General features: G+C 66.3%; 14 protein-coding genes. 11 read left to right on the top strand and 3 right to left on the bottom strand.

The genetic code is table 11. The features are described 5' to 3' along the window. Positions 1-146: 146 nt before the first annotated feature. Positions 147-1,055 (bottom strand): alpha/beta hydrolase, encoded by a 909-nt coding sequence (locus ASC89_RS26545; RefSeq protein WP_056003703.1) that lies wholly within the window; start codon positions 1,053-1,055, stop codon positions 147-149. A gap of 236 nt (positions 1,056-1,291) precedes the next feature. On the opposite strand from ASC89_RS26545, the gene ASC89_RS26540 reads away from it, so the two are divergent. From ASC89_RS26540 to ASC89_RS26500, 9 genes are all read left to right on the top strand, one after another. Then, entirely contained in the window at positions 1,292-1,525 is a 234-nt protein-coding gene (locus tag ASC89_RS26540) for a hypothetical protein (protein WP_056003701.1), read from the top strand. After that, positions 1,525-1,770, top strand: coding sequence for a hypothetical protein (locus ASC89_RS26535; protein ID WP_056003698.1), 246 nt, complete (start codon positions 1,525-1,527; stop codon positions 1,768-1,770). The genes ASC89_RS26540 and ASC89_RS26535 overlap by 1 nt, the downstream gene beginning before the upstream one ends. Before the next feature lie 435 nt (positions 1,771-2,205). Next, positions 2,206-2,295: a K(+)-transporting ATPase subunit F gene (gene kdpF / locus ASC89_RS26530; protein ID WP_055887114.1), complete on the top strand. Its 90-nt coding sequence runs from the start codon at positions 2,206-2,208 to the stop codon at positions 2,293-2,295. A 25-nt stretch (positions 2,296-2,320) separates the two neighbouring features. Continuing rightward, on the top strand, positions 2,321-4,024 hold the full coding sequence (gene kdpA, locus ASC89_RS26525) for a potassium-transporting ATPase subunit KdpA (RefSeq protein WP_056003695.1): 1,704 nt from the start codon (positions 2,321-2,323) through the stop codon (positions 4,022-4,024). A gap of 73 nt (positions 4,025-4,097) precedes the next feature. Beyond that, on the top strand, positions 4,098-6,152 hold the full coding sequence (kdpB, locus tag ASC89_RS26520; protein ID WP_056003692.1) for a potassium-transporting ATPase subunit KdpB: 2,055 nt from the start codon (positions 4,098-4,100) through the stop codon (positions 6,150-6,152). A gap of 12 nt (positions 6,153-6,164) precedes the next feature. Continuing rightward, a complete protein-coding gene (kdpC, locus tag ASC89_RS26515) occupies positions 6,165-6,734 on the top strand; it encodes a potassium-transporting ATPase subunit KdpC (RefSeq protein WP_056003689.1) in 570 nt (189 codons plus the stop codon). Between the two features lie 66 nt (positions 6,735-6,800). Next, a complete protein-coding gene (locus ASC89_RS26510; protein ID WP_056003679.1) occupies positions 6,801-9,482 on the top strand; it encodes a sensor histidine kinase KdpD in 2,682 nt (893 codons plus the stop codon). Then, on the top strand, positions 9,479-10,201 hold the full coding sequence (locus ASC89_RS26505) for a response regulator transcription factor (RefSeq protein ID WP_056003676.1): 723 nt from the start codon (positions 9,479-9,481) through the stop codon (positions 10,199-10,201). Before ASC89_RS26510 ends, ASC89_RS26505 begins: the two co-directional genes overlap by 4 nt. A 9-nt stretch (positions 10,202-10,210) precedes the next feature. Further along, positions 10,211-10,654 (top strand): PTS sugar transporter subunit IIA, encoded by a 444-nt coding sequence (locus ASC89_RS26500; protein ID WP_056003673.1) that lies wholly within the window; start codon positions 10,211-10,213, stop codon positions 10,652-10,654. A 92-nt stretch (positions 10,655-10,746) separates the two neighbouring features. On the opposite strand, the gene ASC89_RS28650 is transcribed toward ASC89_RS26500, so the two are convergent. Further along, a complete protein-coding gene (locus ASC89_RS28650) occupies positions 10,747-10,884 on the bottom strand; it encodes a hypothetical protein (RefSeq protein ID WP_156384786.1) in 138 nt (45 codons plus the stop codon). A gap of 110 nt (positions 10,885-10,994) precedes the next feature. Between ASC89_RS28650 and ASC89_RS26495 the strand changes: the two genes are divergently transcribed. After that, entirely contained in the window at positions 10,995-11,657 is a 663-nt protein-coding gene (locus tag ASC89_RS26495) for a phosphatase PAP2 family protein (RefSeq protein ID WP_056003670.1), read from the top strand. A 43-nt stretch (positions 11,658-11,700) separates the two neighbouring features. Here the strand turns inward: ASC89_RS26495 and ASC89_RS26490 are convergent, their stop codons facing one another. After that, positions 11,701-13,167, bottom strand: a complete 1,467-nt coding sequence (locus ASC89_RS26490) for a M81 family metallopeptidase (RefSeq protein WP_056003667.1) — start codon at positions 13,165-13,167, stop codon at positions 11,701-11,703. Between the two features lie 225 nt (positions 13,168-13,392). On the opposite strand from ASC89_RS26490, the gene ASC89_RS26485 reads away from it, so the two are divergent. Then, positions 13,393-14,517 carry a PLP-dependent cysteine synthase family protein gene (locus ASC89_RS26485; protein ID WP_056003663.1) on the top strand — a complete coding sequence of 375 codons (1,125 nt, stop codon included), beginning with the start codon at positions 13,393-13,395 and terminating at the stop codon, positions 14,515-14,517. Positions 14,518-14,605 lie beyond the last annotated feature (88 nt).

The following is a 14,605-nucleotide window of genomic DNA, read 5'->3' as shown; positions in this document are numbered from 1 at the left end:
CCACGCGAAAGCGTGGTGGGCGGGGGGCCCACGCACTGATCGTAGGCGGGCAGGGCACGCACCGAGTTTGTGGCACCCCCCCACCGCCAGCCTTTCGGCTGGTCCCCCCTCCGCCGCGAGCGGGAGAGGGTGCGTCGACTGATGGCTTAGTGCGCGGGCAACAGCCCCCTTACCCCCAACCAGCTCTGCAGCATCTCGGCCCACGGGTCCGACAACAGCCCCGATTTGCCGAACCCAAAACCGTGCGCGCCGTTGCCGAAGACGTGCAGTTCGGCCGAGATGCCGGCACTGTGCCAGGCTTCGTAGAGGCGGACGGAAGAGAGCGGGGCGACGGATTTGTCGTCGTCGGAAATGGCGAGGAACAGCGGCGGCGCATCCGCCGGTAGCGGCAGGCCGGCGCGCCAGGCGGGGTAGATGCCGACGGCGAAATCCGGGCGGCTATCGGCATCATGCTCGAACACCGGGCCCATGGTGACGGCGCCGCCGGCCGAGAAGCCGCCGATGCCGATGCGGGTGGGGTCGAGGCCCCAGTCAGCGGCATGCTGGCGGACGAAACGGATGGCCTGCCGGCCGTCTTCCTCGCCCCAGAGGCGCGCCTCGGCGATGGCTGGGTTCGACGGCGGCGCGGCGCCCATCGGGCCGGGCTGGTGCAGCCGGCGCTGCAGCTCGTTGCGGAAATCCAGCAGTTCGGCGTCGGCCTCGGGCGTCTCTGCCAGCCGGTATTTCAGCACGAAGGCGGTGATGCCGAGCCCGGCGAGCCAGCGGGCCATGTCGTAGCCCTCGTGGTCGATCATCAGGAAATGGAAGGCGCCGCCGGGGGCGACGATCATCGCCGTGCCGTTGGCCTTGCCGGGCTCGGGCAGGAAGGCGGTGAGCGTGGGGACGACGACGTTGCGGGTCAGTCGCCGGTTCGCCGTGGTCCACGGGATCTGCATGGTCGATTCCCGATGGGTCCAGTGCTCCGACCCGGGGGCGCGACCCTCGCCGGGCCAGATGCGGTAGGTGCCGGCGGCGTCGGGTGCCTCGGGCGGCCGCTGCTGGTCGATGGCGTTCATGTCGTCTTCCTCTTGTATGGTAGTCTTGCATTGTGGTCAGCGCGGCGCCGAGGGCAAGTGATTTGCAGCATTGGCGGATCGGTGCCGGGGCATAGGCGCGACAGCTATTTCTTCGGTCCGGCCACCCAATCGAATTCCTACGCGCGCCTCGCCTAGCCTTGGGATCGCGGTGCTGCCGGTCGATCCGGCCGCCGCTGAACGGGCCGGCAGACCGGCCGCAACCAGGACTTTGAGAGATGTACACCCCTCGCTACGGCATGCATTACGTCGCGCAGCAGACCAGCCAAATACGGCTCGCCGCCCTCCGCCAGCAGCAGGAAACCACCATGGGCCAATCGCGCGGCGTGGCGCCGCCATCGCTCCATGACGAAGAGGCCGGCGCGCTGTGGCGCATGCTGACCACCGTCGGCGTGGTGTTCGTGGTGCTGCTCGGTGGCGTCGTCGCCATGTGGGCCGCGGGGTTGGCGTGATGCGTAGCGCAGCAGTGACTGCCCTCTCGCACCAGGGCCGCTTCATGGTCGGGCGCGACGCGCGCGGCAACTGGATCGTCAGCGACAGCCTGGGGCTCACCGGCGGCGTGTTCACCGACCGGCAGGCAGCGGTGCATTTCGCCATGATGGAGTGCGACTACGCCCCGGGCGAAGTCTGCGCGGCGCCCGCCGGGCTGGTGCTGAGTTTGGACGCGGTGTTTGCCGGGCCCGTTCGGGAACAGTGACAGGATCCGGTGCGGGCTGACCCCCACCCCTGTCCCCTCCCCCTAGGGGACGCAATAGCGTCCCCGGAAAGGGGAGGGAGACCCTGACACTGACATCGAAGCTGTCGTCTCCCTCCCCCTGTTTGAGGGGGAGGGGACAGGGGTGGGGGTCGGCTTGCACCGGATTCGGCCGTAGGCGTTGAGCTCAAAACCCCTATGGGATTCCTATTTCTTTCCGATCGGTCCGTTCTCGAAACCCTATGCGGGGCGGGCGCATATCTCACCCAGCATTTTTGACCACCCGGCCGCTGCCGCCCTCCGGCGGCGGCGGTCGTGCACGCTTCTCGATAGGAGAACCAAACCATGGACGTAGCTGTCCTCGCGATCGGTGCAGTCTTCTTCGCCCTCGCCTTTGCCTACGTTGCCGTCTGCGACAAGCTCTGAGAGGCCATCGCCATGCTGCTCGATTTCATCCTCGGAGGCGCGGTGACGCTGTTCCTCCTCGTCTACCTGGTTTTCGCCCTCGTTCGTCCCGAGCGCTTCTAGCGCCAGGACTGAGAAAGCTCCTCCCATGACCTTACTCGGCTGGTTTCAGATCCTGGTTTTCTGCGGGATCATCGTTCTGCTCGTCAAACCGCTCGGCGGCTACATGACGCGCGTTTTCAACGGCGAGGGCACCTGGCTGCAGCCGGTGCTCCGCCCCATCGAGCGCGGACTCTACCGCGTCGCCGGCACCCGGGAGGATGAGGAACAGAACTGGGTCACCTATGCGGTGGCCCTGCTGCTGTTCAACCTCGCTGGCTTTGTCGTGCTCTACCTGCTGCAGCGGTTCCAGGCGGTGCTGCCGTTGAATCCGGCCGGCATGGCGGCCGTCGGGCCCGAACTCGCTTTCAACACCGCCGCCAGCTTCGTCGCCAACACCAACTGGCAGAGCTATGGCGGCGAGACCACCATGAGCTACCTGACGCAGATGCTCGGCCTTGCGGTGCAGAACTTCGTTTCGGCCGCCACCGGTATCGCCGTTGCCATGGCGGTGATCCGCGCCTTCTCGCGCAAGTCGATGTCGACGCTCGGCAATTTCTGGGTCGATACGGTGCGCGCGACCTTCTACGTGCTGCTGCCGATCTGCGTCATCGGTACACTCGTCCTCGTCTGGCAGGGCGTGCCGCAGAACCTCGATGCCTACACCAGTGCGGTGACGCTCGAGGGCGCGCAGCAGAGCATCGCGCAGGGCCCGGTGGCCTCGCAGATGATGATCAAGTACCTCGGCACCAATGGCGGCGGCTTCTTCAACGTCAATGCCGCGCACCCGTTCGAGAACCCGACGGCGCTGACCAACCTGATTTCGATGGTCTCGATCTTCGCCATCGGCGCCGCGCTCACCAACGTGTTCGGCCGCATGGTCGGCAATCAGAAGCAGGGTTGGGCGATCTTCATCACCATGGGCATCCTGTTCTTCGTGGGCGTCGTCGTCTGTTACTGGGCGGAAGCTGCGGGCAACCCGCTGGTGCATGCGCTCGGCATCGATGGCGGCAACATGGAGGGCAAGGAAGTCCGCTTCGGTGTGCCGCTGAGCGCACTGTTCGCGGTGATCACCACGGCGGCCTCCTGCGGCGCGGTCAACGCCATGCATGACAGCTTCATGGCGCTCGGCGGCATGATCCCGCTGATCAACATGATGCTGGGTGAAATCATCATCGGCGGTGTCGGCGCCGGCTTTTACGGCATCGTGCTATTCGTCGTGGTGGCGATCTTCGTCGCCGGCCTGATGGTCGGCCGCACGCCCGAATATCTGGGCAAGAAGATCGAGGCCAAGGAAGTGAAGATGGCGATGCTCGCCATCCTCTGCCTGCCGCTCGCCATGCTCGGCTTCACCGCCATCAGCGTGGTGCTACCGTTCGGGGTGTCGTCGATCTGGAACCCCGGTCCGCACGGTTTCTCCGAGGTGCTCTACGCCTATACCTCCGCGGCGGCGAATAATGGTTCGGCCTTCGCCGGCCTCTCGGCCAACACCCCCTGGTACAACATAACGCTCGGCATCGGCATGCTGATGGGGCGGTTCCTGGTGATCATTCCGGCGCTGGCGCTGGCCGGCTCGCTGGTTGCGAAGAAAACCGTGCCGGCCTCGGCCGGCACGCTCCCCACCCATGGTGCGCTGTTCATCGGGCTGCTGCTCGGCGTCATCCTGGTCGTCGGCGGGCTGACCTTCATCCCGGCGCTGGCGCTCGGGCCGATCGCCGAGCACCTGGCGATGCTCGTGGGCCAGACCTTCTGATGCGCACCCACACAGACCCGGCGCGGCGCTCGCTTGAGCCCGCCGCGCCTCTCTCAACCTCTTGGAGGCTCTGATGAGCCAGTTGAAATCGGCGAGCCTGTTCGACACTCGCATCCTCGTCCCCGCCATTGGCGGAGCGTTCAGGAAACTGAACCCGAAAAGCCTGATCAAGAACCCGGTGATGTTCGTCGTCGCCGTCGTCTCCGCCTTCACCACGGTGCTGTTCGTCAAGGATCTGGTGACCGGCTCAGGCAATCTGGCCTTCGCCTTCCAGATCAACCTCTGGCTGTGGTTCACCGTGCTGTTCGCCAATTTCGCCGAGGCGGTGGCGGAAGGCCGCGGCAAGGCGCAGGCGGTTTCGCTGCGCCGGGCGCGCACCGAAACGCAGGCCAAGCTGCTGCCGCCCGAGGGCCGCGGCAGCTTCCGGATGGTGCCGGGCACCAGCCTCAAGGTCGGCGATACCGTCATGGTCGAAGCGGGCGATATCATCCCGTCGGACGGCGAAGTGATCGAAGGCATCGCCTCGGTCAACGAAGCGGCGATAACCGGTGAATCGGCTCCGGTGATCCGCGAGTCCGGTGGCGACCGCTCGGCGGTGACCGGCGGCACCCAGGTGCTGAGCGACTGGATTCGGGTGCGCATCACCGCCGCCCCGGGCTCGACCTTTCTCGATCGCATGATCTCGCTGGTCGAAGGCGCCGAGCGGCAGAAGACGCCGAACGAGATCGCGCTGAATATCCTCCTCGCCGGCATGACGCTGATCTTCGTGCTGGCCGTCGCCACCATTCCGGGCTTTGTCGCCTATGCCGGCGGTAACGTGCCGATGGTGGTGCTGGTGGCGCTGTTCGTGACGCTGATCCCCACCACCATCGGGGCGCTGCTCTCGGCCATCGGCATTGCCGGCATGGACCGGCTGGTGCGCTTCAATGTGCTCGCCATGTCGGGCCGCGCCGTGGAAGCGGCGGGTGACGTCGATACGCTGCTGCTCGACAAGACCGGCACCATTACGCTCGGCAACCGGCAGGCGACGGCGTTCCGTCCGGTCGCCGGCGTCACCGAAGCCGACCTCGCCGACGCGGCGCAGCTCGCGTCACTCGCCGACGAGACGCCGGAAGGGCGCTCGATCGTCGTCCTCGCCAAGGACAAATACGGCATCCGCGGCCGCGATATGCAAAGCCTCAATGCCAGCTTCGTGCCGTTCACGGCGCAGAGCCGGATGAGCGGCGTCGATTTCGGTGGCTCGTCGATCCGCAAGGGCGCGGTCGATGCAGTGCTGAAACATGTCGGGGAAGGCGCGGCCAACAGCGCCGACACCATTCGCGAGATCCGCACGATCTCCGATGAGATCGCCAAATCCGGCGCCACGCCTCTGGCGGTGGCCCGCGACGGCAAACTGCTCGGCATCGTGCAGCTCAAGGACATCGTCAAGGGTGGCATCCGCGAGCGCTTCGCCGAACTGCGCCGCATGGGCATCCGCACGGTGATGATCACCGGCGACAACCCGATGACCGCGGCGGCGATCGCGGCGGAAGCCGGGGTCGACGATTTCCTCGCCCAGGCAACGCCGGAGAACAAGCTGAGCCTGATCCGCGAAGAACAGGCCAAAGGCAAGCTGGTCGCCATGTGTGGCGACGGTACCAATGACGCGCCGGCGCTGGCACAGGCCGATGTCGGCGTCGCCATGAACACCGGTACGGTGGCGGCGCGCGAGGCCGGCAACATGGTCGATCTCGACAGCGATCCAACCAAGCTGATCGAGATCGTCGAGATCGGCAAACAGTTGCTGATGACCCGCGGGGCGCTGACGACCTTCTCGATCGCCAACGACATCGCCAAGTATTTCGCCATCATCCCGGCGATGTTCCTGGCGTTCTACCCGCAGCTCAGCGCGCTCAACGTCATGGGGCTGGCGACGCCCGAGAGCGCCATCCTCTCGGCCATTATCTTCAACGCCCTGATCATCGTGGCGCTGATCCCGCTGTCGCTGCGCGGCGTGAAGTATCGCGCCGTCGGGGCAGGGGCGCTCCTGAGCCGCAACCTCCTCGTCTATGGGCTGGGCGGCATCATCGTGCCGTTCGCCGGCATCAAGGCCATCGACATGGCGATCACCGCCATCGGCCTCGCGTAAGGATCTTTCGAAATGCTGAAGCAACTGAGACCCGCTTTGATCATGATCGTCGCCCTGACGATCATTACCGGGCTGCTCTATCCGGTCGCCATGACCGGGCTGGCGCAGGCGCTGTTCCCGCATGAGGCGCATGGCAGCCTGATCGAGAAGGACGGCCAGGTGGTCGGCTCGGAACTGATCGGGCAGCTCTTCACCGCGCCGCGCTACTTCCATGGCCGGCCCTCGGCCGCCGGCGACGGCTACAATGCCGCCGCCTCGTCGGGTTCCAACCTGGGGCCGACCAACCCGGTGCTGCTCGAGCGGATCAAGACCGAGGCTGCGGCGCTCAAGGCGGAGAACCCGAACGTACCGGTGCCGATGGATCTCGTCACCACTTCGGGCAGCGGGCTCGACCCGCACATCACCCCCGAGGCGGCGTATTTCCAGGTGCCGCGCGTCGCCAAGGAGCGCGGCATGGAGGAGGCCGCGCTTACCGAGCTGGTGCGCCAGCATGTCGAGGCGCCGCAGCTCGGCTTCATGGGCGAGCCGGTGGTGAATGTCTTGAAACTCAACCTGGCGCTCGATGGCGCCAGCGCATCCTGACACGATATAGGTGGGACGCGGCATCGGCCGCGCCCTGCTGTTCCCCGCGGCAGGCGGAGAGACTCGATGAATAACGCCCGACCCTCCCCCGATGCGCTGCTGGCTGAAGCCGAACGCGAAAACCGCGGTCGGCTGAAGATTTTTCTCGGCGCGGCGCCGGGGGTGGGCAAGACCTATGAGATGCTGATGTCGGGGCGCGCCAAGCTCGCCGAGGGTGTCGACGTGGTGATCGGCGTGGTCGAGACGCATGGCCGCAAGGAGACCGAGGCGCTGGTTGCCGGCTTTGAGCTGATTGCGCGGGTTCAGATCGACTACAAGGGCCGGGCGCTCGAGGAGATGGACCTCGATGCCATCCTCAATCGCCGCCCGCAGCTGGTGCTGGTCGATGAACTGGCGCACACCAACGCGGCCGGCAGCCGCCACCCCAAGCGCTACCTCGATGTCGAGGAGCTGTTGTCGCGCGGCATCGACGTCTACACCACGGTCAATGTGCAGCATGTTGAGAGCCTTAACGACGTGGTGGCGCAGATCACCCGGATCCGGGTGCGCGAAACGGTGCCGGATTCGATCATCGATCGGGCCGACGACATCGAGATCATCGACATCACGCCCGATGACCTCTTGAAGCGGCTGCACGACGGCAAGGTCTATGTGCCGACCACGGCACGGCGCGCCGTCGAAAACTATTTCTCGCCCGGCAACCTCACGGCGCTGCGCGAGCTGGCGTTGCGGCGTACGGCGCAGCGGGTCGACGACCAACTGCTCAGCCATATGCAGAGCCACGCCATCAATGGCCCATGGGCGGCAGGCGAGCGGGTGCTGGTCTGTGTCGACGAACAGGCGCGCGGGCCGTCGCTGGTGCGCTACGCGCGGCGACTGGCCGACCGGCTGCGCGGGCCATTCGTCGCGCTCAATATCGAGACGGTGCGGACGGCGGCGGTATCGGATGCCGGCAAGGACCAACTGGCCGCCAGCCTTCGCCTCGCCGAACAGCTGGGCGGCGAGGCGGTGGTGCTGCCCGGCCAGCACATCGCCACCGAGATCGTGCGTTACGCCGCCGCCAACAACGTCACCCACATTGTCATCGGCAAGCCGCAGAAGCCGCAATGGCGCGAGTGGCTGCAAGGCTCGGTATCGCACGACCTGATCCGCCATGCCGGCGATATCAGCGTGCACGTCATCGCCGGCACCGTGGAAAAGGCAGTGAAGCCGGCGGCAGGGCTGGCGCCGGTGACGCCGTCGCGCTTCGAGCTGCTGCCCTACCTGTTGAGCACCTTCTATGTCGCAGTGGCGCTCGGCGCCGGTCTGCTGCTCGACCGGGTGCTCGACGTCACCAATATCGCGCTGGTGTTCCTGATGGCGGTGCTGGCGGCGGCGTTGAGCTTCGGGTTCGGTGCAGCTTTGTTTGCCTCGCTGCTCAGCGCCTTGCTGCTCAACTTCTTTTTCCTCAAGCCGCTCTACACGCTCAACATCAGCGACCCCGAAAGCGTCATCGCGCTGGGGTTCTTCCTTGGCGTGGCGTTCATTGCCTCCAACCTGACCGCGCGAGTGCAGCGCCAGGCGGCGGCGGCGCGGCAGCGGGCCCGCACCACCGAGGACCTCTACCTGTTCTCAAAGAAGCTCGCCGGCACGAGCACGCTCGACGATGTGCTGTGGGCCACTGCCTACCAGATCGCTTCGATGCTGAAGCTGCGCGTCGTGCTGCTGCTGCCGGAGAATGGCGGCATCGCGGTGAAGGCCGGCTATCCGCCCGAGGATACGCTGGATGAGGCCGATGTCGCGGCCGCCCGCTGGGCCTGGGAGAACGACCGCGCTGCCGGTCGCGGCGCCGATACGCTGCCCGGCGCCAAGCGACTCTATCTGCCGCTGAAGACCGGGCGGACGCCGGTCGGGGTGGTGGGGCTCGACAATGACAAGCCGGGGCCGCTGCTCACCCCGGACCAGCGCCGGCTGCTCGATGCGCTGACCGACCAGGCGGCGGTGGCGATCGAACGCATCCAGTTGGTCGATGATGTCGAACGGGCGAAGCTCGCCGCGGAAGCCGATCGGCTGCGCTCGGCGCTGCTGACCTCGATCTCGCATGACCTGAAGACCCCGCTGGCCGCTATCCTCGGCGCCGCCGGGATGCTGCGCGAGCCACCCGAGGGGCTCGGCAAGGATGACGAAGCCGAACTGCTCGGCACGGTGGTGGACGAATCCGAGCGGCTCAACCGCTTCATCGCCAACCTCCTCGACATGACGCGGATCGAATCCGGGGCGACGGCGCCCAATGCCGGGCTGCACTTCGTCGGCGATATCGTCGGCACGGCGCTGCAGCGGACGCAGAAGATCACCGCGGGGCATGCTGTCGCCGTCGATATTCCGGGTGACCTGCCGATGGTCACTGTCGATCCGGTGCTGTTCGAGCAGGTGCTGTTCAACCTGATCGACAATGCCGCGAAATATGCGCCCGAGGGCACGACGATCGGGCTCAAGGGCTGGGCCGATGGGACCTCCGTGGTGCTGCAGGTGATCGACGAGGGCCCGGGCATTCCGCCCGAGGATCTCGAGCGGGTGTTCGACAGTTTCTACCGGGCCCGCAAAGGCGACCAGGTGCGGGCCGGAACCGGGCTTGGCCTCGCCATCTGCCGGGGCTTCGTCGAGGCGATGGGTGGGACGATTGCCGCCGCCAACCGGCAGGAACGGACCGGCGCCGTCTTCACCATCAGGCTGCCGATTCCCAAGCAAGATCTGGGTGAGCTGAAATGACCAACTCAGGTGTGAAGATTCTCGTCGTCGATGACGAACCGCCGATCCGCAAGCTGCTGCGCATGGGGCTCGGGGCGCAGGGCTATGCGATCACCGAGGCTGGCAACGGCAAGTTCGCGCTCGAAGCGCTCGCGGCAGAGCGACCGGACCTGATCCTCCTCGATCTCGGCCTGCCCGATATTTCGGGGCATGATCTCCTCGCCCGCTGGCGCGACGAAGGCCTCGACCTGCCGGTGGTGGTGTTGTCGAGCCGCACCGATGAGGCGGGAATCGTCAAGGCACTGGAACTAGGCGCCGATGACTATGTGACCAAACCCTTCGGCATGAACGAGCTCGCCGCCCGCATCCGGGTGGCGCTCCGGCACCGGCTGCAACAGCAGGGCGAGCGCCCGGTGTTCGTTACCGGCGGGCTGTCGGTCGATCTGGTCAAGCGGATCGTCAAGGTCGACGGCAAGGAGGTGAAGCTCTCGCCCAAGGAATACGACATCCTGCGCCTCCTGGTGCAGCATGCGGGCAAGGTGCTGACTCACCACTTTCTGCTCGAGCAGGTGTGGGATGGCACCACCGATGTGCAGTACCTGCGCGTTTATGTCCGGCAGTTGCGCCAGAAAATCGAACAGACGCCCGACCAGCCGCGTTACATCACCACCGAAACCGGCGTGGGCTATCGCCTGCACGAGGCCGATCCGATCGAGCCGGCGCCGGCTGACCATAACTAGAGTGACCAGATGAATATCGCCGAACTGCTCCGACCGGAAAACGTGCTGGTCGACCTCGACGCGTCCTCCAAGCCGCAATTGCTGCAGCAACTGGCGGAGCGTGCCGCGCGAGCTACCGGCCTCGACCAGGCGGCGGTGTTCAACGGACTCAGCCATCGCGAGACGCTCGGCTCGACCGGGATCGGGCAGGGCATCGCCATTCCGCACAGCGCGCCCGCCGGGCTCGCCACGCCATTTGCGCTGCTGGCGCGAACGACCAGGCCGGTGGAGTTCGACGCGGTCGATGATCGGCCGGTCGACCTGGTGTTCCTGCTGCTGTCGCCGGCCGACCGGACCTCGCACCTCAAGGCGCTGTCAGTGGTGTCGCGCCAGCTGCGGTCGGCCGGGGTGACGGAACGGCTGCGGCGGGCGCGGACGGCGGCGGAGATGTATGCGGCGATGACGGGGGAGTAAGAGGGCCGGTTGCGCCAGACTTGCAGTCGGCGCGCCCTCCCCCGTAAACGGGAGAGGGCCGCCGACTGCTGGCCTCAGCGGGCAAGCAGAACTCAACCCACCAGTACGGATACAACCGCCGCCACGACCACCGGCAGGCCGACGATGCCGGCGATCAGCAGCAGGCCATTGCGCCAGTCGCGGTCGCGCGTGGAGAGTGGGGGCTTGTTGCCGGTCGGCAGGGTGGGCATATCGGCCTCATCGAATTGGACCCGAGATGCTACTGCCGTCCCGCAGAGGGATTCGATTGGCGCCGGAACGGTTTGATATAGGATTCCCATAGCCTGAGAGGACCATCGCCATGCCCACACCCCCCCGCGTCTATCTTGGGGCGCTCGCTGCTGCGGCGCTGCTTGGCGGCTTCGGGCTGATCGCCGATGCGGTGACCGATGGCGATACGCTCAACCTCGACAATGCGGTGCTGATGGCACTGCGTACCCCCGGCGATCCGGCCGATCCGATCGGGCCCGTCTGGTTCGAAGAGGCGGTGCGCGACATCACGGGGCTCGGCAGCTTCTCGGTGCTCGGCATCATCGTGGTCGTGGTGTTCGCCTACCTGCTGCTGGCGGGCAAGCAGCGGACCGGCTGGTTCATGGTCTTCGCGGTATTGGGCGGCACCATCCTCAGCACGGTGCTGAAGATGTTGTTCGACCGGCCGCGGCCTGACCTCATCGGGGCCCCTGAGGTGTTCACCGCCAGTTTTCCAAGCGGACATGCGACGGTCTCGGCCGTGGTGTTCCTCACTATCGGCGCCATGCTGGCCGAGTCTTCACCGGAGCGGCAGCTGAAGCGCTTTTTCGTCGGGGTGGCGATTGCGCTCACGCTGCTGGTCGGGGTGAGCCGGATCTACCTGGGCGTCCACTACCCCACCGACGTGCTGGCCGGCTGGTCGCTCGGCGCAGCCTGGGCGCTGCTCTGCACCACGGCAGCGCATTTTGTGCGGGAACGGGCGGGGCGGGCTTAGGCTCTCTCAGTCGTCCCTTCCCTCCCTTCAAGGGCGAGGGGAGCTAGTCCAGCCCCAGCGGATCAGCATCCAGCGGCCAGATCGGGCGGGTCAGGCGCTTAAACGGTAGCTCCGACCAGTTGGGGTTGCTGGTGCCCGGCGTGGCGACGAACAGCTGGGCCCGAGTGTTGGTGATGAACAGGTCCTTGTGCTTATAGAGGTTCTTGATCGAGACGACCTGTTTGTCGTCGAAGCTGATGCCGTGCAGCGAGAACAGGCTCAGGGTGTAGAGGTTGGTGCGCAGCGTGGTCAGCAGTACCTCGATGCCTTCGACCCGCACCACGGCGACATCGCCGATCTCGATGCGCTCGCCGGGCAGGTGGTCCTGGTGGGCGTTGCGCTTCAGAAACAGCACCTCGGCCTCGGCATCGAGCGGCGGGCCGGAATGCGGCTCGAACTTGCCGCCGATCCTGAGCTTCAGTTTCGCCCCGACCCCGACCTGGAAACAGATCTTCACCGCCGATGGGTCCCAGAGCGGCGCCACCACGGCATTGCGGATGCCGGCGTCGATGAAGGCCTTGAGTACATGGGTGGTGTCGCCCGGCGCGCCGCTGCCGATCTGGTCGGAGGTGTCGGCAATCAATAGCGGCTTGTCGCCCTTGAGCTTCGCAGCTGCGATCGCCTCCTTGAACGGGGTGAAGGGCAGCGTCGCCTGGGCGCGAATGCGGTAGAAGGCCTCGCCATAGTGTTTCGCGGCACGGTCGGCGATGGCCTGGTCGCCATCGGCGACGGCCAGCATCTTGGCGCCGGCCAGCGGCACGTCGGCCCAGGGGAAACCGTGGTTCAGCGACAGCGACAGCACGCCGTCCTTGCCTTCCCCGTCATAGAGCGACTGAGTGAAGGCGATCATCGGGCCCTCCATGGTGGTGGGAAACAAGCCCATGGCCTTGCAGTCGAACAGCGCCATTTTCGGCTCGATCTCGCCCTTCAGCGTGCGCTCCATCAGGGTGAACAGATCCTCGGCGCGCTCGGCGTGGTCGATATGCGGGTAAGTCTTGTAGATGACGATCAGGTCGGCATTGTCGACGATGGTGTTGTCGACATGACCGTGCAGGTCGAGCTCGATGCCAATGCGGGTCTCCTCCCCCACCAGCGCGCGGGTGCGCTGCACCAGGTCGCCTTCGCAATCGTCATAGCCGTCGGCGATCATCGCGCCGTGGAGGTAATAGAGCACCGCATCGACCGGGCCGGCGGCGCGGAGGTCGTCGAGGATGCGGTCGCGCATCGCTTCGTAGTCGGCCTTGATGGTCGGGCCGGCCGGATTGGCGAAGGCGAAGAGGCTCTGGATAACCTCCCAGCCGCGCTCGAGGCCGCGCTCGCGCCAGATCTGCGGCGGCGCCGACCAGGGTGAGGGGGCGAAGGTCTCGACATTGCGATCGGCCCAGAAGCACTCCTTGAAATCGTCGATGCCGGTCGGGAACGAGGCGAAAGTGTTGGTCTCGGTGCCGAGGGTGGCGATGAACAAGCGCATGGAACTGACGGCTCCGGATGAAAGGGCTGGCCGCAACCTTGGAAGCCCGGTCGGAGAGGGTCAATCGCCGCCGGTTCCGCAGCACGGAACATCGGCGGCGCCGCCGATCACGTGACATGGATCGAATTGCTCCACATGTTGCATATCGTAGAACCAATTGGCCATAGATTGTATATTTCGGGCATGTTGTGCTATCAGAGTGATGAATAGTAGCATGAGGCCGCCATGTCGAACTGCAGTCCGGATCGGGTCTGGCGCAGCCGGGCCATCGCCCTGCTCGAGGCCGAGGGGCGGCGTTCGGCCGATACGCATCTGATCGCGCTGAACCTGCCGTCCCTCGCTGGCATCGACATCTACCTCAAGGACGAATCCTCGCATCCGACCGGCAGCCTGAAGCACCGGCTGGCGCGCTCGCTGTTCCTCTACGGCATCTGCAGTGGCCGGATCCGCGAGGGCATGACGCTGGTCGAAGCCTCTTCCGGCTCCACCGCGGTGAGCGAGGCTTATTACGCGCGGCTGCTCGGGCTCGATTTCTGCGCCGTGCTGCCGCGCACCACCAGCGCCAGCAAGGTCGAGGCGATCGAGCAGCAGGGCGGGCGCTGCCACTTCGTCGAGCAGCCGGCGGCGATCTATGCGCGGGCAGCCGAGCTCGCGGCGGAGTGCGGTGGCCACTATCTCGACCAGTTCACCTTTGCCGAACGCGCCACCGACTGGCGTGGCAACAACAACATCGCTGAGTCGATCTTCTCGCAGATGGCGAGGGAGAGGCACCCGGTGCCGGAGTGGATCGTCATGGGCGCCGGCACCGGCGGCACCTCGGCCACCATCGGCCGCTATATCCGCTATCGCTGCCTCGATACCCGGCTCTGCGTGCCCGATGTCGAGTTCTCCGCTTTCTATGATGGCTGGTTGCGCACCGATCGCACCGCCACCGCGGCACGCGGCTCGCGCATCGAGGGGATCGGGCGGCCGCGGGTGGAGGCTTCGTTCATCGGCGAGGTGATCGACGAGATGATCCGGGTGCCGGACGCCGTCTCGCTGGCCGGCATGCAGGTGCTGTCGCGGTTGCTCGGCCGCCGCGTCGGCGCCTCGACCGGCAGCAATTTCGTCGGGGTCTGCTGGGCGGCTGGGCAGATGCGTGACGAAGGCCGATCCGGTTCGATCGTTTCGCTGATCTGCGACAGCGGCGAGCGCTATGCCGAAAGTTACTACAACCCGGCCTGGCTCAAGGCGCAGGGGTTGGACCCGGCGCCGCATGTGGCAAGGCTGGAGAGTTTTGTCGCGGGGGGTGGGTTTGCGGGGGAGTTATTGCTAGGCCCGGAGCCGATGGCGGGTAGTTGCGCTGCCTGAGCTGAAGGCACCGTTCGCTCCACCCACTCGATGTCGTCCCAGCGAAAGCTGGGACCCATCTATCGGCTGGCGCGGGCTGCGAGCTGGG

The sequence above is a fragment of the Devosia sp. Root413D1 genome, assembly GCF_001425235.1.
In the GTDB taxonomy this organism is placed as follows: Bacteria; Pseudomonadota; Alphaproteobacteria; order Rhizobiales; family Devosiaceae; genus Devosia_A.
Note: the sequence above shows the minus strand (reverse complement) of the source record. Positions and strands in the feature narration are given on the sequence as shown.